Below are 17724 nucleotides of genomic sequence, written 5' to 3'. Positions count from 1 at the left end.
GATGGTGCCCAGGAAAGGACTCGAACCTTCACGGCCGTTAAGCCACTGGCACCTGAAGCCAGCGCGTCTACCAATTCCACCACCTGGGCATGCCGTTGGGGCACGGAGGCGGTTACTACGGTTCGGTGACGCCGTTGTCAATTCATGGTTCGGGATGCCGATTGCGCATCGCACACCACCCCGATACAAGCCTGATATCTCGCACTCTTCCGCAGGAATGGACCTCCATGGCATCGAATCTGGAAACTCTCGTCACGGTTTTCGGCGGATCGGGGTTTTTGGGCCGGAATGTCGTCCGCGCGCTGTGCCGGCGGGATTACCGTATCAGGGTCGCGGTGCGGCGGCCGGAACTGGCCGGATACCTCCAGCCCTCGGGCAAGGTCGGCCAGGTCCACACCGTGCAGGCCAATCTGCGCTATCCGGCGTCGGTCGAGGCGGCGGTGCGTGATTCGCAGGTCGTGATCAACCTCGTCGGCATCCTCACTGAAGGCGGCGCCCAGACCTTCGACGCCGTCCAGGCCAAGGGCGCCGAGACCGTCGCCAAGGCGGCGGCGGCCGTGGGCGCCGGCCTGATCCATGTCTCGGCGCTCGGCGCCGATGCCGAATCGCCGTCGCGCTATGCCAAGGCCAAGGCGGCCGGTGAAGCCGCGGTGAGCGCGGCAGTGCCGTCGGCCACGATTGTCCGCCCCTCGGTGATGTTCGGTCCCGAGGACCAGTTCACCAACCGCTTTGCGGCGCTGGCGCGGATGTCGCCGGTGCTCCCGCTGATCGGCGGCGCGACCAAGATGCAGCCGGTCTATGTAGGCGACGTCGCCACCGCGATTGCCGACGCCGTCGACGGCAAGGCCAGGGCGGGTGCGACCTACGAGCTCGGCGGTCCTGAGGTGCTGACGGTGCGCGAGATCATCGAGGCCATCGTCGCGATCGCCGAGCGCAAGCCGACGCTGGTGCCGTTGTCGTTTGGCCTTGCGCGCCTCAAGGCCGCCTTCCTGCAATTCGCGCCTGGTGCCTTCAAGCTGACGCCGGACCAGGTCACGCTGCTCGAGCGCGACAATGTCGTCTCGGAAGCCGCGAAGGCCGCCGGCCTGACGCTGGAAGGCCTCGGCATCGCGGCGGATTCGCTGGAAGCGATCGCCCCGCAATATCTCTGGCGTTTCCGCCCGCAGGGCCAGTTCCAGCGCATGGGCGTGTGAGTCGGTTTCATCTCTCCCGAGTCCCTCCCCGCAAGCGGGAGAGGGAGCGTCAGTCGGCGACAGCTCAAAACTTCAGCTTCTTGAACACCGCCTCAGGCAGCGTCTTGATGATGAGCATCACGAGACGCCATTTGCTACTGACATAAACGACGTCGGTCTTCTTCTCGACCGCGTTCAGGATCGCATCGCCGACGACAGGCGCATCGACGGTCAACGGGCCGATCAGCTTCATACCCTCAGTCATTTTCGTGCGGACGAAACCGGGCTTCACCGTGACGACGTGCACGGCGCTGCGGCTGCAACGGGCGCGCAGGCCCGAGAGGAAGGCGGAGAAACCGGCCTTGGCCGAGCCGTAGACATAGTTCGAGGCGCGGCCGCGATCGCCGGCGACCGAGGACACGCCGACGATGGTGCCATTGCCGCGAGCTAAGAACCTTTCGGCGAACAGGCCGAGGATCAGCGATGGTCCTTCATAGTTCGAGCGCATGATCGTGGTGGCGTGCCCAAGATCGCTCTCGGCATTTTGCTGCACACCCAGAAGGCCGACGGTCGAAATGACGACGTCAGGCAGCGCGGGAAGGCTTGCGACAAAGCCATCGAACGAAGCGGCGTCGAGCACGTCGAATTTGAAGAGGCCGGCTTCGATATTGTAGCGCGCGCGCAGATCTGCGGCGTCAGGCTCAAGCGCCGCGACGTCGCGGCCGGCGAGACCGACGTCGTAACCCGCCTTGGCAAAGGCGCGCGCCGCGGCGCGACCAATGTCGGAGGAGCCACCGAGCACCAGAACTGACCTGCGTGATGTCACGGCCTAACCTCATCGAACAGACGCTGTGAAAGCTTGGAGCGGATGTTTCCGGCGGGATCGAGCGCTTTGCGGATCGCCTTGAAGCGCGACAGCGCGGGGTAGCCGGCCTCGAACGTCGCACGCGACTGCCGCGCGTCCTTGGCGAGATAGAGCCGGCCGCCGGCGGCGACAACGAGACGATCGATCTCGTCGAGGAAACTGAGGATGTCGCCGTTGACCGGGAAATCCAGCGCCAGCGTGTAGCCGGGCAGCGGAAACGACAGCAGGCCGTCGCCATGCCCGAGCTTTTTCAGCACCGCGAGGAACGACGCATCGCCGCGCTTGGAGACGCGATCGAGGATATCGCCGAGCACGCCGCGCGCGCCGGCTTCCGGGATCACGCATTGATGCTGGAGGAAGCCGCGCCGGCCATAGATGCGATTCCAGTCGGCGACGCTGTCGAGCGGAAAGAAATATGGATAGAGCGAGACCAAATGGTCGCTGCCTGCACGTCGCGCGCCCATGCGGTAATAGAGCTCGTTGAAGGCGCGGACGGTGACGCGGTTGAGCGCCATCACGGGCAGGTCGATCGGCACGGCGAGCCCAGGCTTCTTGCCAAGGGCAAAACGATCCGCGCCTTCGGCAAGCTCATCGGCGCTTGCGTGCTCACCGAGATAGATCAGCGAGCGCCCGAGATCGCGCCCGCGCGCCACGCAATCGATCCACGCCACCGAATAGGTCGCAGACTCGCTCGCCTCGAGCGCGCGCATCGCGGCATCGAGATCGGATGCGGAAACCACTTGCTCGCGGATCCAGCCGGTCTCGACACGGCGCAGCCGCATCGTGGCTTCGAGGATCACGCCGGTGAGGCCCATGCCGCCCACCGTCGCGAAGAAGGCATCGGGATTTTGCTCGCGCGAGACTTCAATGGTCTCGCCCGCACCCGTGCGCAGCAGGATACTGTCGACATAGCGGCCGAAACCGCCTTCGCCATGATGGTTCTTGCCGTGCACGTCGGCGGCGATGGCGCCGCCCACCGATACGAACCGCGTACCGGGCACGACGAAGGGCAGGAAGCCGCGCGGGCCAAAAGTATCGATCAGGTCGGACAGCAGCACGCCGGCCTCCAGGCGGATGCGGCCGGTCGCCGGATCGAACCACCTGATCCTGTCGAACCCGGTCATGCCGATGGTCCTGACCGTGCCGATCGCGGCATCGCCATAGGCGCGGCCGTTGCCGCGCGCCACCGAGCCGGCGACGACGGCGTCCGCCACCGCCTCGAACGAGCGCGGCCGCAGCACTTCGGTATCGACGACCGGGAAGCGCCCCCAGCCGCTGACAGTCGTCATCGTTCAGCTCCACCTGCGGGCCGCCCCGCTCCCGGAAACTGACTAGCGGCGAAAAGCTGATATTGCGTTGAGGCCCGTCGGCAACTTGCCGGGAACTTAATGGCCGAGCGCCAGCGCGATCAGTCCCAGGGTGCCGACGATGACGCGCCACCAGGCGAACACCACGAAGCCGTGGCGGGTGACGTATTCCAGGAACGTCTTCACCACGATGATCGCCGTGACGAACGACACCACGAAGCCGATCGCGACGATGCCCATGTGGTCCATCGTCATCTCGGCGCGGCTCTTGTAGAAATCATAGGCGAACGCACCGATCATGGTGGGGATGGCCAGGAAAAACGAGAACTCCGCCGCCGCGCGCTTGTCGGCGCCCAAAAACATCGCTGCGACGATGCTGGCACCGGAACGCGAAACGCCCGGAATCATCGCAATGCACTGCGCGATGCCGATATAGAGGTACATCAGCAGCGGAAATCGCGTGGCATCATACTCGCGCGCCTTGAGCTCGATCCGGTCGACCCACAACAGGATGGCGCCTCCGACGATCAGCGAGAAGCACACGACCCACGGATTGAACAGCAGGCTCTTGATATACTTGCCGGCGAGGAGGCCGACGACGACAGCCGGCAGGAATGCCACCAGCAGACCGACCACGAAACGGCGCGCATAGGCATCGCCCGTGAACATGCCGATCGCGACGTCCCACAGCTTCTTGAAGTACAGCACGACGATCGCGAGAATCGCGCCGAGCTGGATCAGGACGGTAAACGAATCCCAGAATGCGCCCTCGCCGAGGCCGAAGAAGCGCTCCGCAAGCAGCAAATGGCCGGTCGAGGACACGGGAAGGAACTCGGTCACACCCTCGATGATGCCGAGGATCACTGCCCGTATTGCGTCTGACATATTTACGGTCCATTTCCGCTGGAAAAGCGGGGCTCTTCTCGCCTATTCGCCTCTCGCTCGCAATCGCAAAATGCGCTATCGCGCCCTTGCCGCGCGGTTTTGAAAGACTACTGTGGCGCCGCACAAACATTGATGGATTCTTAAGCACCATCAAATAGTCAAAGGCTTCATGTTTACGCTGTTTCATCATCCGTTCTGTCCACATTCGCGCTTCATTCGCCTGATCGCGGGCGAATACGGGCTCGAGCTGAAACTGGTCGAGGAACGCAGCTGGGAACGGCGCGAGGCATTTCTGCTGCTCAATGCGGCCGGCACCACGCCCGTTCTGCTGGACGACGAGCAGCCGCCGATCCCGGGTGCGGCCATCATCGCCGAATATGTCGACGAAGCCTATGGGGCCGGAATGGGACCCAAGCGCCTGATGCCTGAGACGATCGGTGAGCGCGTCGAGGTGCGCCGGCTGATGACCTGGTTCAACGAAAAGTTCTTCGAGGAAGTCTCGCATCCGCTCGTGACCGAGCGCATCTACAAGCGCTTCATGAGCGAGGAGAATGGCGGCGGCCCGCCTTCGGCGGACGTGATGCGCGCCGCCAAGGCCAACGTGCGCTATCATCTGGCCTATATCGGCTGGCTGGCGCAGACGCGCAACTTCCTCGCCGGCGACCGGCTCACTTACGCGGATCTCGCCGCCGCGGCGCATCTTTCGGCGATCGACTATCTGGGCGACGTGCCATGGAGCGAGGACGACGCGGCAAAGGCGTGGTACGCGCGGGTGAAATCCCGCCCGTCGTTCCGCCCGCTGCTGAGCGAATGGCTGGCGGGCGTGCCGGCGTCGCGGACCTACGTGGACCTGGATTTCTGAACTCCGATCCGACTGAACTGAAGGCGGCGCTCGCGCGCGAAGCGCACGCGCTCGGCTTCGACTGCATTGGCGTCACCGAGCCCGGCACGATCGACAAGGCCGGCGCGAACTTCCTCGAATTCATCGCCTCGGGCGGCCATGGCGACATGGACTGGCTCGCGAACCAGCCGGAGCGCCGCGTCGATCCGCGCGGGCTGTGGGCGGACGTGCGCAGCGTCATCATGCTCGGCGTCAATTACGGACCCGACCAGGATCCGCTCGCGATCCTGCAACAGCGCACGCGTGGGGCGATCTCGGTCTATGCGAGGGGCGACGACTATCACGACCTCATCAAGAAGCGGCTCAAGGCACTGGCGCGGTGGCTGGTTGCGATCGCGCCGAGCGAAGTGAAGGTGTTCGTCGACACAGCGGCGGTGATGGAGAAGCCGCTGGCGCAGACCGCGCATCTGGGCTGGCAGGGCAAGCACACCAATCTCGTTTCGCGCGAATTCGGCTCATGGCTGTTCCTCGGCGCGATCTACACCACGCTCGAGCTGCCGCGCGATCCCGCCGAGATCGATCATTGCGGCTCGTGCCGGGCCTGTCTCGAGATCTGCCCGACCGCGGCATTTCCCGCGCCGTACAAGCTCGATGCGCGGCGCTGCATCTCCTATCTCACCATCGAGAACAAGGGACCGATCCCGCCGGAATTCCGCAAGGCCATCGGCAACCGTATCTATGGCTGCGATGATTGCCTCGCCGCGTGTCCCTGGAACAAGTTTGCGCAGGAGGGACGCGAGGCCAAACTCGCTGCGCGTGATGAATTGCGTGCGCCTGGTCTGGCCGAGCTTTCGCGGCTCGACGATGCCGCATTTCGCGCGCTGTTCACGAAATCACCCGTGAAGCGGATTGGCCGAGACCGCTTTGTGCGGAATGTGCTGATCGCGATCGGCAATTCCGGCGAGGCCGCACTGGCGGAGGCAGCGCGGCGATTGCTTGACGATGTGAGCCCGCTGGTGCGCGGGGCTGCGGTGTGGGCGCTGGCGCAGTTGCTGCCTCGAGATGAGCTCGAAGCGATGAAGGGAGCTGCATTGAGCAACGAGCACGATGAGAACGTTCGTCTGGAGTGGCAAGCCGCGTCCTAGCTCTCGCGCTCGCCGCCCTTGATTTCCCCACCCATTCCCGCAAAGTCGCCGATCATGACAACAAGCATCCCTTTCTTCACCCGCGACGGCGATACATTCCATCCGACGGAAGTGGCCAATGGCCCCTGGGATCCGAAATCGCTGCACGGCCGCGTCATCATCGGCCTGCTCGGCTTTGCCATCGAGGAGCGCCATTCGGGCCCAGAATTCGTGCCGGCGCGGCTGACAGTCGACATGTTTCGGCTGCCGACCATCGACAAGCCGATCCAAGTGACGACCCGGCTGGTGCGAGACGGCCTGCGCATCCGCGTTGTGGAAGCCGAGTTTGTCTCCGGCGGCGTCAGAATGGCGCGTGCTTCGTGCCAGCTGTTGCGGCGGACGCAAAATCCTGACGGCAATGTCTGGTCGCCGCCGAACTGGGACGTGCCGAAGCCATCGGAGATTCCAAAGCCGACCGATCCCCGGCTCGGCATGAACGGCAAATGGACGACGCGACCCATCGTCGGCCATATGGGCTCGCTCGGGCCGCGGCGACTTTGGATGAGTGATGTGCGCGAGCTCGTTGCAGGCGTGCGGATGACGCCGTTCGTCCACGTCGCCACAGGTGCCGATTTCGCAAGCCCATTTGCCAATGCCGGCGACAAGGGGCTCGGCTATATCAACAGCGACGTGACGATCTATCTGCACCGATTGCCGGTGACGAACTGGATCGGTTTCGACGTGGTCAACCATCAAGCCACGGATGGCGTCGCGATCGGCGAATGCTGGCTTTACGACGAGAAGGGCCCGATCGGCACCGCGACCGTCGCCGCGCTGGCGCAACGCAAGCCGATGGCGAAACCACCGCCGCCTTAGCTGGAGTCACAGACATCAGCAGTTTGCTCCGCTGCGCTCCCTCTCCCTTGATGTCCCATCGGAAATCCGTGGCCGTGCGACAAACCAACGTCGATCATCGCTCCCGCAAGGAGAGAAGGAAGAGAACAATCACCCGATCTCCGCCACTGCGGCAAGAATGCGCGTGATGTCTTGCGGACGAGACAGGCGATGGTCGCCGTCCTGGATCAGCGTGAGCACGACGTCGTCAGCCGGCAGCCGATGCGTCAGCGCAAATGCATGCTGCCACGGGACGTCAGGGTCCTGGGCACCCTGCAGGATGCGGACGGGACAACCGAGATCGATGGCGCTGCCGAGCACGAGATGGTTGCGGCCCTCCTCGATGAGCTTGCGTGTGATCGGATACGGCGTGCCGTCGCCATATTCGGATGGCCTGAGCCAAAAGCCCTTGGTTTCGATTTCCTTCTTCACCGCGGGCGAGAAGGTCTTCCACATCAGCTCTTCCGTGAAGTCGGGCGCCGGCGCGATCAGCACGAGGCCCGCGAGCGAGGCCTTGGCTTGCGCTTTCTCCTGACGCTTCCTGATCTCGCGCGCCAGCAGCAGCGCCATCCAGCCACCCATGGAGGAGCCGATCAGGATTTGCGGACCGGCGCAGAACCGCTCGAACACCGCGACGCTGTCCTCGAGCCAGCTGCCGATGGTTCCATCGGCGAATTCGCCGCTGGATTCGCCGTGCCCGGAATAGTCGAACCTGACGGCGGCACGCCCATGCTCTGCGGCCCAGGCATCCAGCGCCACTGCCTTGCCGCCCTGCATGTCCGACTTGAAACCGCCGAGCCAGATCACGCCGGGACCTTGGCCAGATCCTTGACCCGTACGGTGGCGCACCGCGATCCTGCGCGCGGACGCGCCCTCACCCACCTCGATGAAGTCGAGCACGGCATCGGGAATTGCTGTGGTCATGGAACGTTTACTCCGGCTGTGCGGTTTGAGCTGTTCGGGCGCGTTCGCGAAGCAACCCAATATTGCTATTGTCCCTTTGGGACGCTTGCGGAACAGGGGCAAGGTGTCTATGTCGTGCACCGTGCCGAAAAGCGTGGCCAAAATGCCTCGCATTTGAGGGTTTTTCGCTGCTCGCAACGGCGACTTGCTTGCCGCCATCAGCATCTTCCTGCAAAATAGCCGCTTCCTTTCACAATGTTGGAGAACCACCCATTCGCCGTCCCAATAGAGCCCCGCCCGTTGCCAGCAAAGATGGGCCGCGCATCAATGATGATATTCGCAACGCGCAGATCCAGCTGATCGATCAGGCCGGTGAGAACAAAGGCATCATCGAGACCATGCTTGCCATCAAGATGGCCCAGGAAGCCGGCATGGATCTGGTTGAGATTTCGCCAAATGTCAGCCCTCCCGTCTGCAAGATCATGGACTACGGGAAGTACAAGTATTCCGCCCAGAAGAAAGCCGCCGAGGCCCGCAAGCGTCAGAAGACGGTCGAGATCAAGGAGATCAAGCTCCGCCCGATGATCGACGACCACGACTACGACGTGAAGATGCGCGCGATGCTGCGGTTCTTCGAAGAAGGCGACAAGGTCAAGATCACCCTGCGCTATCGCGGCCGCGAAATGGCGCACCAGGAAATCGGCACCAAGCTGCTGGACAAGATCAAGACCGACGTCGCGGAGCTCGCCAAGGTCGAGCAGGACGCCCGGTTCGAAGGCCGCCAGGTCGTCATGGTGCTGGCGCCGCGCTGAGCGCAGCTTTTCAAGGCCGAGAATTCAACGGCCCGTCCGGATTGTCCGGCGGGCCGTTTGTGTTTTCAGGCTCGCGAAGCCTGCCAAGTGCCGCTGCATTGGTCGCCGGAGATGACCCCTCTCCAGTATCCCGCCCCGGCTGCGCCGCCGAGACGGCCGCCGCCGGTGGCATGGGAGGCGCCGACCGACACCGCGACCGCGACGGCGCCGCCGCGATTGACCGTGCCGGAGACCCGGCCGCCGCCGGCGGAGGACACGCGGCTGCCCGTGACGGTGAAGGGGACGCTATAGCCCGAGCTGCAGGCGCCGCGGGTGGTGGCGAAAGTGACATTCCAGACGCCGTCATAGCCGCCGATGCGGGCATCGGCGGTCGAGGGAATAACGGCCGCGGCAACCACGGCGAACAACGCGAGGTGGCGGGGATTGACCACAACAGACAAAATCGATTGAGAAAAATGGGCCATTTTGGTCCTGCTCCGGACGGGACGGCGTGAATAATGGGTAACTCCAAATAGTCGGCGCGGCGGTTCCCGCGGTTCATCGTTGCCATCCGGCCTTTCCTCTGTCATAAGCCCAGCCTTCATCGCCCGGCTGATTAAGGGCTGCCGTGGCGGTGTTTCGTGCGGGTTATGCGCTTATTCGCAAAACCTGAGCACAATCAACGCTCTAACGAGCATTTTTGACGGCCAACCGCCTTTGCGGGCGGAATTCTGTGGCCATTAGGAGAGCCAAATGCCCAAGCTGAAGACCAAATCGGGCGCTAAAAAGCGCTTCAAGGTGACTGCCACCGGCAAAGTGATGTTCGCCCATCGCAGCAAGCGTCACGGCATGATCAAGCGGACGAAGAAGCAGATCCGTCAGCTTCGCGGCACCGCTGTGCTGTTCAAGACCGACGGCGACAACGTCAAGAAGTACTTCTTGCCGAACGCCTGATCGCGTCCAAGATCGTCGAAGATCATTGCCATCTGCGCCGCGTTAATGCGCGGCGATCCGAAAAACCAAGTCATCTCTGAAGGATTTCGTCATGTCTCGCGTCAAACGCGGTGTGACCGCCCACGCCAAGCACAAGAAAGTCTACAAGGCCGCCAAGGGCTTCTACGGCCGCCGCAAGAACACCATCCGCGCCGCCAAGCCGGCCGTCGAGAAGGCCCAGCAGTACGCCTTCCGCGACCGCAAGCGTAAGAAGCGCACCTTCCGCGCGCTCTGGATCCAGCGTCTCAACGCCGCTGTCCGTCCGTTCGGCCTGACCTACAGCCGATTTATCGACGGTCTCGCCAAGTCGGGCATCACCGTGGACCGCAAGGTGCTCTCGGATCTCGCGATCCACGAGCCCGCATCGTTCCAGCTGATCGCCGAGAAGGCCAAGGCCGCTCTCGCGGCCTGATAGCGCCAGCGCTAGCGGGCGTTCGCGCCCGCAGCCTTCAGCGCGCGTTGCGAGTAACGCTGGGCCACCTCCGCCCGGCAGAATGCCGTAAACGAGAGATACATGGTGCCGGACTTGTTCCGGTACTTGATGTCGCATGCGTGCATCTCGCCTTTGTACGCCTGGGTCTGCGCAGCACTGAGGCCAGGCTTGAAGTCCGCCTCGCATTTCTTTTCGACGGCGGCACCGAGCTGAACATCGCCGCTCGCCGTCAGTTCGCAATCCCTAAAGACCTTCATCGCGCTTTCGCAGCTCTTCTGGCTGCTGATGGTGTCCGCGACCTCGTCCAGCGTCATGGATTTGTCCATGCAGACCATGGCGCGCGCAGGCGTGGCGGCGACGGACAGAACGATGGCCAGGGCAGCCAGATCGCGTTTCGAAAGCATCGCAGGTCTCCTCTTGATCCTCCCTTGGTGCCGGGCCCCCGCGCGAGGTTCAACCCAGCCGTTCGAGGTGCCGAAATGACCGGCTTTTTGCTTGACGTTACGGCCTTCGGGCGGCGACAACCCAGCCGAATTTGGAGCCAAGGATTTGCCTGTGTCCGACCTCGCAACACTTGAAACGTCCATCCTCGACCAGATCGCCGCCGCGGGCGACGAAGCCGCCCTTGAAGCCGTACGCGTCGCAGCCCTCGGCAAGAAGGGCTCGATCTCGGCGCTGCTCGCCACGCTCGGCAAGATGTCGCCCGACGAACGCAAGACGCAAGGCGCGGCGATCAACCAGGCCAAGGACAAGGTCACCGAGGCGCTCGCCGCACGGCGTGACGTGCTGAAGTCGGCAGCGCTCGATGCGCGGCTGGCCTCCGAGACCGTCGACGTCACCCTGCCGCTGCGCGATGCGCAGGCCGAGGCCGGCCGCATCCATCCGCTCAGCCAGGTCTGGGACGAGCTGACCACCATCTTCGCCGACATGGGTTTCTCGGTCGCCGAAGGTCCAGACATCGAGACCGATGATTACAACTTCACCAAGCTGAATTTCCCCGAAGGTCATCCGGCGCGCGAGATGCACGACACGTTCTTCTTCCATCCCAAGGAGGACGGCTCGCGCATGCTGTTGCGCACTCACACCTCGCCGGTGCAGGTGCGCACCATGCTGACCCAGAAGCCGCCGATCCGCGTGATCTGCCCGGGCCGCACCTATCGCATCGATTCGGACGCGACCCACACGCCGCAATTCCACCAGGTCGAAGGCCTCGTGATCGACAAGGGTTCGCATCTCGGCCACCTCAAATGGATCCTGCACGAGTTCTGCAAGGCGTTCTTCGAGGTCGACCACCTCAACATGCGCTTCCGCCCGTCGTTCTTCCCGTTCACCGAGCCGTCGCTGGAAGTCGACCTGCAGTGCCGCCGCGACAAGAACGAGATCCGCTTCGGCGAAGGCGAGGACTGGATGGAGATCCTCGGTTGCGGCATGGTGCATCCGAACGTGCTGCGCGCCTGCGGCATCGATCCCGACGTGTACCAGGGCTTCGCCTGGGGCATGGGCATCGACCGCATCGCCATGCTGAAATACGGCATCGCCGATCTGCGCCAGCTGTTCGACAGCGACGTCCGCTGGCTCGACCACTACGGCTTCAAGCCGCTGGAGGTGCCGACGCTGGCGGGAGGGCTGAGCTCGTGACGCTCGCTCTCACGCAGATTCTCTCCGTTCCCTTCGCGGAGACAGCCCTCTCCCTGACCCTCCCCCGCAAGCGGGGGAGGGAACGGATGGAGCGAGGGCGTGGCCTCTGTTTCATGGGTACACATTCTCTGCCCGCTCGACAGGTCGAGCTCCCTCCCCCGCGTGCGGGGGAGGGTTGGGGAGAGGGTTTCTCCGCAATGGGGCTGCCAATGGTCGATCCCAAGCACCCGGACTGGAAAGTGTCGGCCAAACTGCGCGCCAACGCACGTGCGCTCAGAAGCAACTCGACTGACGCAGAGCGCATCCTGTGGTCAGAGCTGCGCGGCAACCGGCTGAATGGCGCGCGCTTCCGCCGCCAAGTGCCAATCGAGCGCTACGTCGCCGATTTCATCTGCCACGCGGCCAAGCTCGTCATCGAGCTCGATGGCGGCCAACACTTCTCGGATGAAGGCGAGCGCGCCGACGCTCGTCGCTCAGCGGCGATCGAGGCGAAGGGATTCAAAGTAATCCGCTTCAGCAATCTCGACATCACGACCAATTGTGGCGGCGTTCTCGAAACCATCGCGACTACCATCGCGGAGAGAGCCCCCACCCCAGCCCTCCCCCGCAAGCGGGAGAGGGAGCAGACCGTCTCCGTGGGGAAAAAAAAGCCATGAAATTCACCCTCTCCTGGCTGAAGGATCATCTCGACACCGACGCGCCGCTGGAAAAGCTGGCCGACAAGCTCACCATGATCGGGCTCGAGGTCGAGAGCATCGAGGACAAGGCGAAGGTGCTGAAGCCGTTCACCATTGCGAAGGTGATCTCGGCCGAGCAGCATCCCAACGCCGATCGCCTGCGCGTCTGCATGGTCGACACCGGGGACGGCGGCGCGCCGGTTCAGGTCGTGTGCGGGGCGCCGAATGCGCGCGCCGGCCTCGTCAGCGTGTTCTCGGCGCCCGGCACCTACATTCCCGGCAAGGACATCACGCTCGGCGTCGGCACCATCAGAGGCGTCGAGAGCCGCGGCATGCTGTGCTCGGCGGCCGAGCTGCAGATTTCCAACGACCATGACGGCATCATGGAGTTGCCGGCAGACGCGCCGGTCGGCGCGGGTTACGCCGAATGGGCCGCGCTCGGCGATCCCGTGATCGAGATCAACCTCACGCCGAACCGACAGGACTGCACCGGCGTACACGGCATCGCCCGCGATCTCGCAGCTGCCGACATGGGCAAGTTCAAAGATCCCTCGATCAAGCCGGTCAAGGGCGAATTCCCCTGCCCGGTGAAGGTCACGGTCGAGGATGCCGCGCTGTGTCCGGGGTTCGCGCTGCGCCTCGTGCGCGGCGTCAAGAACGGCCCGTCACCGCAATGGCTGCAGAAGCGGCTGACCGCGATCGGGCTGCGTCCGATCAACGCGCTGGTCGACATCACCAATTTCATGACCTACGACCGCGCGCGCCCGCTGCACGTGTTCGACGCCAAGAAGGTCGCGGGCAATCTGGTGGTGCGCCGCGCCCGCGCGGGCGAGGCGCTGCTCGCGCTCGACGGCCGCGCCTACAATCTCGATCCGTCGATCTGCGTGATCGCGGATGAGCAGGGCGTCGAATCCCTTGCCGGCATCATGGGCGGCGAAGCCTCGGGCTGCGATGAGAACACCACCGACGTGCTGATCGAATCGGCGCTGTGGAACGAGATCAACGTCGCCCAGACCGGCCGCAAGCTCGGCATCAATTCGGACGCGCGCTATCGCTTCGAGCGCGGCGTCGATCCGGCATTCATGGTGCCCGGGCTCGAGCTTGCCACCAAGATGGTGATGGAGCTGTGCGGCGGCACGCCGTCGGAGAACGTCGTGGTCGGCAACGCCTTTGGCGACGACCGCATCATCGACTTCCCGCTCACCGAGGTGAAGCGCCTCTCCGGCATCGAGGTGCCGCAGGTCGAGATGAAGCTCATCCTGAGCCGGCTCGGCTTCATGATGGCCGGTCCGGGCCCGGTGGTGAAGGTCGCGGTGCCGTCATGGCGCACCGACGTGCACGGCAAGGCCGATATCGTCGAGGAAGTCGTCCGCATCTACGGCGTCGACAAGGTGCCGATGACGCCGTTCGAGCGCGGCGAGGACGCGCGCAAATCGGTGCTGACGCCGCTTCAGCTTCGCACCCGTCGCGCAAGGCGGGCGCTGGCGAGCCGTGGCATGATCGAGGCGGTGACGTGGTCGTTCATCACCAAGCCGGCGGCACAATTGTTCGGCGGCGGCCAGCGCGAGCTCGAAGTCGCGAACCCGATCGCCGCCGACCTCTCCGACATGCGCCCAAGCCTGTTGCCGGGACTGGTCGCAGCCGCGCAGGTCAATGCCGATCGCGGCTATGGCGACGTCATGCTGTTCGAGGTGGGACAGGTGTTCAGGGGTGACCGCCCGCAAGACCAGTTCGTGGCGGCGAGCGGTGTGCGCCGGGGCCTCGCTTCGTCGGACGGGCTGGGGCGGCACTGGTCGGGCTCGGCGCAAGCCGATGTGTTCGACGCCAAGGCCGATGCGCTCGCGGTGCTGGCCGCAGCCGGCGCGCCGATGCAGGCTCTGCAAATCGTCGCCGGCGGTCCAGCCTGGCTGCATCCCGGCCGTTCCGGCACGATCCAGATCGGACCACAGAACGTGCTCGGCCATTTCGGCCAGATGCATCCGCGCGCGCTGGAAGCGCTCGGCGCCGACGGCCCCCTTGTCGTGTTCGAGGTGATCCTCGACCGGATTCCGGAGGCGAAAAAGAAGCCGACACGCGCCAAGCCGCTCATCGAGCTGTCGGCGTTCCAGCCTGTGTCGCGCGACTTCGCCTTCATCGTCGACCGCGCTGTGAAGGCCGGCGACATCGTGCGCGCCGCGCAAGGCGTCGACAAGAAGCTGATCACCGGCGTCATTGTGTTCGACGTCTATGAGGGCAAGGGCATCGACGACGGCAAGAAGTCGATCGGCATCGCGGTGACGATCCAGCCGCGCGAGAAGACGCTGACCGACCAGGAGATCGAGGCCGTGGCCGCGAAGATCGTGGCCGAGGTCACGAAGAAGACCGGCGGCACGTTGAGAGCATGACGCCGAAAAGCGTGACGCGGTTTTCGGGCCGCGTCATGCTCCGCCATGATCCCGGTGAGCCATTGCAAGGCGAGCTGGAAACGACGAGACTTCGCAACACTATTGCTCCGGAGTATGAGCCCCGGCCTGCGCCGGGACGGCGGCGGAGTTTGTGCGGCTTTTGCTGCCTCTGTCCTACCGCCGCGGCGCGCGACGCTTCTTCGTCGATTGCGTCGGCACGTCGGCCGGCTCGGCCTTGAGCGCACCGATCTTGCGGAGCGCGGCGTCCGCGGCGCGCTCGCCGCTGTCCCAGGCGCCGTCGACGGTGCCCCACAGCGTCTCATGCGTGGCTTCGCCGGCGAGGAACAGATTGCCGATCGGCTCGGTCAAAATCTTTCGCGAGAGTTGGCCGCCGGGTGACGCCGCCGACATCGCACCCATGACGTAGGGGGAGGCGTTCCAGCGCGTCGCCGCGGTCTTCTGCACGGCGGCCGCCGCCTCGCTGCCAAACAGCTTCGTGATCCACTCCTTGGCGAAGGCGGCCATCGCCTTGTCGCCCTGCTCCGAGAGGTCGCGTCCGAACGAGCCGCCGACGTCGATCGAGCACAGCGAGGATCCGCCGATATTGGCGAACATCAGCGCGGTGCGCGTCGAATTGCTCTGCTCGATCAGGATATCGTCGCGCGACAGCCCGAGCGGATTGCCCGGCAGATGCAGCACGATGTGATCGTAGCTGCCAAGACCGAGCTTGGAGGCCGCATCCAGCGTGCGCTTGGGAATGTCAGGCGCGAATTTGATCGCGCCTGACGTGAGCACATTGGTGGAGACCGTGATGATGGCGGCGCGCGCGGCGATCTTGCCGGCTTGCGTTTCCACGCTGACGTCGCGGTTGCTCCAGAGAATCCGGCTTGCCGGCGTCGACAGCACTGCTGGCACCTGCTCGCCGAGCCTGGCGATCAGGGTGCCAAGACCCTGGCGGCAGGCGATCGGGGCATTGCGGTCCTGCGCACGCGCCTTGTCGATCGCCGACAGCTCCTTCAGGTCCTTGCCGGCAAAGCTTGCGCCGAGCACAAACTCCGCAGCCCCTGCCCAATCGCCGAGATCTTTCGGCAGCACCGCAGCGCAGGAGGTATCGAGCTTGCCGCGCGAAGCCTCGTCGATGGCCCTGTTGGCGCGCACCAGCGCCGCGAGAAACTCCTCGGTCTCGCCGGCCCGCGCATTGCGGCGGCCGATGCGCATCTTCTGGCCCGACGGCGCAGGCGACACATCGAGCCCCGCGCCGCGCGCCAGCCGGATCATCGGGTTGCTATCAGGATTGTGCATCCAGCGTGCGCCCCGATCGAACGGCACGTCGAAGGTCATGCTGTCGGTGATGCAGCGGCCGCCCATCTGCGAGTTTGCCTCCACCACCACGACCCTGCGATTGGCCGCCATGATACGCCGCGCTGCAGCGATGCCGGCCGCTCCCGCACCGATCACGACAATGTCAGCCTCGCGCGGCAAGGGCGCGGCCGTTGCGCGCAGGACCGGCGCCGCAGCAAGAGCCGCCGACACCGAGAGGAAGCCGCGGCGCGTGATTGTCATGTCATGGTTTCCGGAGACTTGCGGCGGATGGGAACAGCCCCAGAACCTTGCCGCATCTGATGTTGCGCAGCAACCGTCATGGTGAATCAATCGTGCTTGACCTCACGGAGCCATGAACCGAATTGCAACAGGTTGTGACCATGATACAGATGGAAAAAAGATGGCCAGAAAGGCCCCGGGGGAGTTCATGGGGACGGTCCTAGATTCAGTCGGCAAGGTGATAGCCGCGTACCTCTCGAAAGAGGTGCCGGGCTATGAGCCGTTCACGCCGAGCGACCCCGAGCATTTGCGCGGCGTGATCCAGCCCGGCGACGTCATGCTGGTCGAGGGTAACAACCGTATCTCCGGCATCATCAAATATCTGACGCAGTCGACCTGGTCGCATGCGGCGCTCTATGTCGGCCCCATCGAGGGCGCGGTCGAGCACGACGGCGAGCCGCATGTGCTGATCGAGGCCAATATCGGCGAGGGCGTCACCTCTGCGCCCCTTTCCAAATATTTCCCGTATCACACTCGCCTCTGCCGTCCGGTCGGACTGTCCTATGAGGACCGCACCACGGTGTGCCGCTATGCGATCAACCGCATCGGGTTCGGCTACGATACCAAAAACATCATCGATCTGATGCGCTTCCTGATCCCGCTGCCGGTGCCGCAGCGCTGGCGGCGGCGCATGATCGCGATCGGCTCCGGCGATCCAACCAAGATCATCTGCTCGGCGCTGATCGCACAGGCCTTCGATGCGGTGCGCTACCCGATCCTGCCGAAGATCACCAAGGCCGGCAGCCGCGCCGCCCGCCGCGAGATCCTGCACATCCGCGATTCCTCGCTCTACATGCCCCGCGACTTCGACATCTCGCCCTATTTCGAAGTCGTCAAACCCACCATCGTGCACGGCTTCGACTACACGGCCCTGCACTGGGCCGACAAGCAAAAGCCGCTCGAGGAGGTAGCGGGCTCATTCGGTGTGTTTCCAGAAACGGTCCGTTCGCCGCCGCTCGTTCCTGAAGCGGCTGACGAAGAAGCGCCGGCTGAAGTTCCGGCTGAGCAAGTGAGCGGGGAGGCTGTGGAACCTGGCTCAGAGCAGTTCGCGTTGCTGAAAAAGCTCGCGATGTACCGGCCACGGCGCCGGGGACGTGCACGAGAGCGGGCGGCTTAGCTCCACTGTCGTCTGCGTTCGCAGGGACGACAGCGCTGAATGTTGCGCGATCGCGCATCAGCAACCGTTATTGCAATGGCGGCGGCGAGAACCGCGCC

18 protein-coding genes and 1 tRNA gene are annotated in these 17724 nt (G+C 64.4%); 11 read left to right on the top strand and 8 right to left on the bottom strand.

Annotation, left to right across the window (positions count from 1 at the left end):
• Positions 1-2: 2 nt before the first annotated feature.
• A tRNA-Leu gene (locus ACVW16_RS18205) sits at positions 3-89 on the bottom strand.
• A gap of 138 nt (positions 90-227) precedes the next feature.
• Between ACVW16_RS18205 and ACVW16_RS18200 the strand changes: the two genes are divergently transcribed.
• Positions 228-1193, top strand: coding sequence for a complex I NDUFA9 subunit family protein (locus tag ACVW16_RS18200; protein ID WP_456738983.1), 966 nt, complete (start codon positions 228-230; stop codon positions 1191-1193).
• 64 nt (positions 1194-1257) lie between these two features.
• On the opposite strand, the gene ACVW16_RS18195 is transcribed toward ACVW16_RS18200, so the two are convergent.
• The 3 genes from ACVW16_RS18195 to ACVW16_RS18185 form a co-directional block, all read right to left on the bottom strand.
• Positions 1258-1998: an SDR family oxidoreductase gene (locus ACVW16_RS18195; RefSeq protein WP_456700532.1), complete on the bottom strand. Its 741-nt coding sequence runs from the start codon at positions 1996-1998 to the stop codon at positions 1258-1260.
• Complete coding sequence (locus tag ACVW16_RS18190; protein WP_456736790.1) at positions 1995-3326, bottom strand: FAD-binding oxidoreductase; 1332 nt, start codon at positions 3324-3326, stop codon at positions 1995-1997. Before ACVW16_RS18190 ends, ACVW16_RS18195 begins: the two co-directional genes overlap by 4 nt.
• A 96-nt stretch (positions 3327-3422) precedes the next feature.
• Positions 3423-4229 (bottom strand): undecaprenyl-diphosphate phosphatase, encoded by an 807-nt coding sequence (locus ACVW16_RS18185; protein ID WP_456700530.1) that lies wholly within the window; start codon positions 4227-4229, stop codon positions 3423-3425.
• Positions 4230-4398: 169 nt separating this feature from the next.
• On the opposite strand from ACVW16_RS18185, the gene ACVW16_RS18180 reads away from it, so the two are divergent.
• The 3 genes from ACVW16_RS18180 to ACVW16_RS18170 are packed head-to-tail and all read left to right on the top strand — an operon-like array spanning position 4399 to position 7070.
• On the top strand, positions 4399-5091 hold the full coding sequence (locus ACVW16_RS18180) for a glutathione S-transferase family protein (RefSeq protein WP_456700529.1): 693 nt from the start codon (positions 4399-4401) through the stop codon (positions 5089-5091).
• Complete coding sequence (gene queG, locus ACVW16_RS18175) at positions 5040-6215, top strand: tRNA epoxyqueuosine(34) reductase QueG (RefSeq protein WP_456736791.1); 1176 nt, start codon at positions 5040-5042, stop codon at positions 6213-6215. The genes ACVW16_RS18180 and queG overlap by 52 nt, the downstream gene beginning before the upstream one ends.
• A 54-nt stretch (positions 6216-6269) precedes the next feature.
• Positions 6270-7070 carry an acyl-CoA thioesterase domain-containing protein gene (locus ACVW16_RS18170; protein ID WP_456802382.1) on the top strand — a complete coding sequence of 267 codons (801 nt, stop codon included), beginning with the start codon at positions 6270-6272 and terminating at the stop codon, positions 7068-7070.
• A 129-nt stretch (positions 7071-7199) separates the two neighbouring features.
• Here ACVW16_RS18170 and ACVW16_RS18165 read toward each other — a convergent pair whose 3' ends face one another.
• A complete protein-coding gene (locus ACVW16_RS18165; protein ID WP_456700526.1) occupies positions 7200-8012 on the bottom strand; it encodes an alpha/beta hydrolase in 813 nt (270 codons plus the stop codon).
• 251 nt (positions 8013-8263) lie between these two features.
• On the opposite strand from ACVW16_RS18165, the gene infC reads away from it, so the two are divergent.
• A complete protein-coding gene (gene infC, locus ACVW16_RS18160; RefSeq protein WP_456705124.1) occupies positions 8264-8803 on the top strand; it encodes a translation initiation factor IF-3 in 540 nt (179 codons plus the stop codon).
• Positions 8804-8868: 65 nt separating this feature from the next.
• On the opposite strand, the gene ACVW16_RS18155 is transcribed toward infC, so the two are convergent.
• On the bottom strand, positions 8869-9267 hold the full coding sequence (locus tag ACVW16_RS18155; RefSeq protein ID WP_456736793.1) for a hypothetical protein: 399 nt from the start codon (positions 9265-9267) through the stop codon (positions 8869-8871).
• Between the two features lie 268 nt (positions 9268-9535).
• Between ACVW16_RS18155 and rpmI the strand changes: the two genes are divergently transcribed.
• Positions 9536-9736 (top strand): 50S ribosomal protein L35, encoded by a 201-nt coding sequence (gene rpmI / locus ACVW16_RS18150; RefSeq protein WP_007598540.1) that lies wholly within the window; start codon positions 9536-9538, stop codon positions 9734-9736.
• Positions 9737-9827: 91 nt separating this feature from the next.
• Positions 9828-10187 (top strand): 50S ribosomal protein L20, encoded by a 360-nt coding sequence (gene rplT, locus ACVW16_RS18145; protein WP_092239381.1) that lies wholly within the window; start codon positions 9828-9830, stop codon positions 10185-10187.
• A gap of 11 nt (positions 10188-10198) precedes the next feature.
• Here the strand turns inward: rplT and ACVW16_RS18140 are convergent, their stop codons facing one another.
• Complete coding sequence (locus ACVW16_RS18140; protein ID WP_456736794.1) at positions 10199-10612, bottom strand: hypothetical protein; 414 nt, start codon at positions 10610-10612, stop codon at positions 10199-10201.
• 151 nt (positions 10613-10763) lie between these two features.
• Between ACVW16_RS18140 and pheS the strand changes: the two genes are divergently transcribed.
• From pheS to pheT, 3 genes are all read left to right on the top strand, one after another.
• Positions 10764-11846, top strand: coding sequence for a phenylalanine--tRNA ligase subunit alpha (pheS, locus tag ACVW16_RS18135; RefSeq protein WP_456736795.1), 1083 nt, complete (start codon positions 10764-10766; stop codon positions 11844-11846).
• A gap of 209 nt (positions 11847-12055) precedes the next feature.
• Positions 12056-12502 carry an endonuclease domain-containing protein gene (locus ACVW16_RS18130; RefSeq protein ID WP_456700522.1) on the top strand — a complete coding sequence of 149 codons (447 nt, stop codon included), beginning with the start codon at positions 12056-12058 and terminating at the stop codon, positions 12500-12502.
• Positions 12499-14907 (top strand): phenylalanine--tRNA ligase subunit beta, encoded by a 2409-nt coding sequence (gene pheT, locus ACVW16_RS18125; RefSeq protein WP_456736796.1) that lies wholly within the window; start codon positions 12499-12501, stop codon positions 14905-14907. Before ACVW16_RS18130 ends, pheT begins: the two co-directional genes overlap by 4 nt.
• 174 nt (positions 14908-15081) lie before the next feature.
• Here the strand turns inward: pheT and ACVW16_RS18120 are convergent, their stop codons facing one another.
• Positions 15082-16470, bottom strand: a complete 1389-nt coding sequence (locus tag ACVW16_RS18120) for a flavin monoamine oxidase family protein (protein WP_456736797.1) — start codon at positions 16468-16470, stop codon at positions 15082-15084.
• A 187-nt stretch (positions 16471-16657) separates the two neighbouring features.
• Between ACVW16_RS18120 and ACVW16_RS18115 the strand changes: the two genes are divergently transcribed.
• Positions 16658-17626, top strand: coding sequence for a YiiX/YebB-like N1pC/P60 family cysteine hydrolase (locus tag ACVW16_RS18115; RefSeq protein WP_456705123.1), 969 nt, complete (start codon positions 16658-16660; stop codon positions 17624-17626).
• The last annotated feature ends 98 nt before the right edge of the window (positions 17627-17724 follow it).

This window comes from Bradyrhizobium sp. USDA 4474 (assembly GCF_054057515.1).
The sequence above is the reverse complement of the archived record's forward strand: the minus strand, read 5'-3'. Positions and strand labels throughout refer to the sequence as shown.

Excerpts from the sequence above, each read along its gene's own strand:
- ACVW16_RS18115 (WP_456705123.1), top strand. The coding sequence starts at position 16,658 with ATGGGGACGGTCCTAGATTCAGTCGGCAAGGTGATAGCCGCGTACCTC.
- ACVW16_RS18165 (WP_456700526.1), bottom strand. The coding sequence starts at position 8,012 with ATGACCACAGCAATTCCCGATGCCGTGCTCGACTTCATCGAGGTGGGT.
- ACVW16_RS18185 (WP_456700530.1), bottom strand. The coding sequence starts at position 4,229 with ATGTCAGACGCAATACGGGCAGTGATCCTCGGCATCATCGAGGGTGTG.
- ACVW16_RS18180 (WP_456700529.1), top strand. The coding sequence starts at position 4,399 with ATGTTTACGCTGTTTCATCATCCGTTCTGTCCACATTCGCGCTTCATT.
- rpmI (WP_007598540.1), top strand. The coding sequence starts at position 9,536 with ATGCCCAAGCTGAAGACCAAATCGGGCGCTAAAAAGCGCTTCAAGGTG.
- queG (WP_456736791.1), top strand. The coding sequence starts at position 5,040 with ATGGCTGGCGGGCGTGCCGGCGTCGCGGACCTACGTGGACCTGGATTT.
- ACVW16_RS18140 (WP_456736794.1), bottom strand. The coding sequence starts at position 10,612 with ATGCTTTCGAAACGCGATCTGGCTGCCCTGGCCATCGTTCTGTCCGTC.
- pheT (WP_456736796.1), top strand. The coding sequence starts at position 12,499 with ATGAAATTCACCCTCTCCTGGCTGAAGGATCATCTCGACACCGACGCG.
- ACVW16_RS18120 (WP_456736797.1), bottom strand. The coding sequence starts at position 16,470 with ATGACAATCACGCGCCGCGGCTTCCTCTCGGTGTCGGCGGCTCTTGCT.
- rplT (WP_092239381.1), top strand. The coding sequence starts at position 9,828 with ATGTCTCGCGTCAAACGCGGTGTGACCGCCCACGCCAAGCACAAGAAA.
- ACVW16_RS18200 (WP_456738983.1), top strand. The coding sequence starts at position 228 with ATGGCATCGAATCTGGAAACTCTCGTCACGGTTTTCGGCGGATCGGGG.
- ACVW16_RS18190 (WP_456736790.1), bottom strand. The coding sequence starts at position 3,326 with ATGACGACTGTCAGCGGCTGGGGGCGCTTCCCGGTCGTCGATACCGAA.
- ACVW16_RS18170 (WP_456802382.1), top strand. The coding sequence starts at position 6,270 with ATGACAACAAGCATCCCTTTCTTCACCCGCGACGGCGATACATTCCAT.
- ACVW16_RS18155 (WP_456736793.1), bottom strand. The coding sequence starts at position 9,267 with ATGGCCCATTTTTCTCAATCGATTTTGTCTGTTGTGGTCAATCCCCGC.
- ACVW16_RS18130 (WP_456700522.1), top strand. The coding sequence starts at position 12,056 with ATGGTCGATCCCAAGCACCCGGACTGGAAAGTGTCGGCCAAACTGCGC.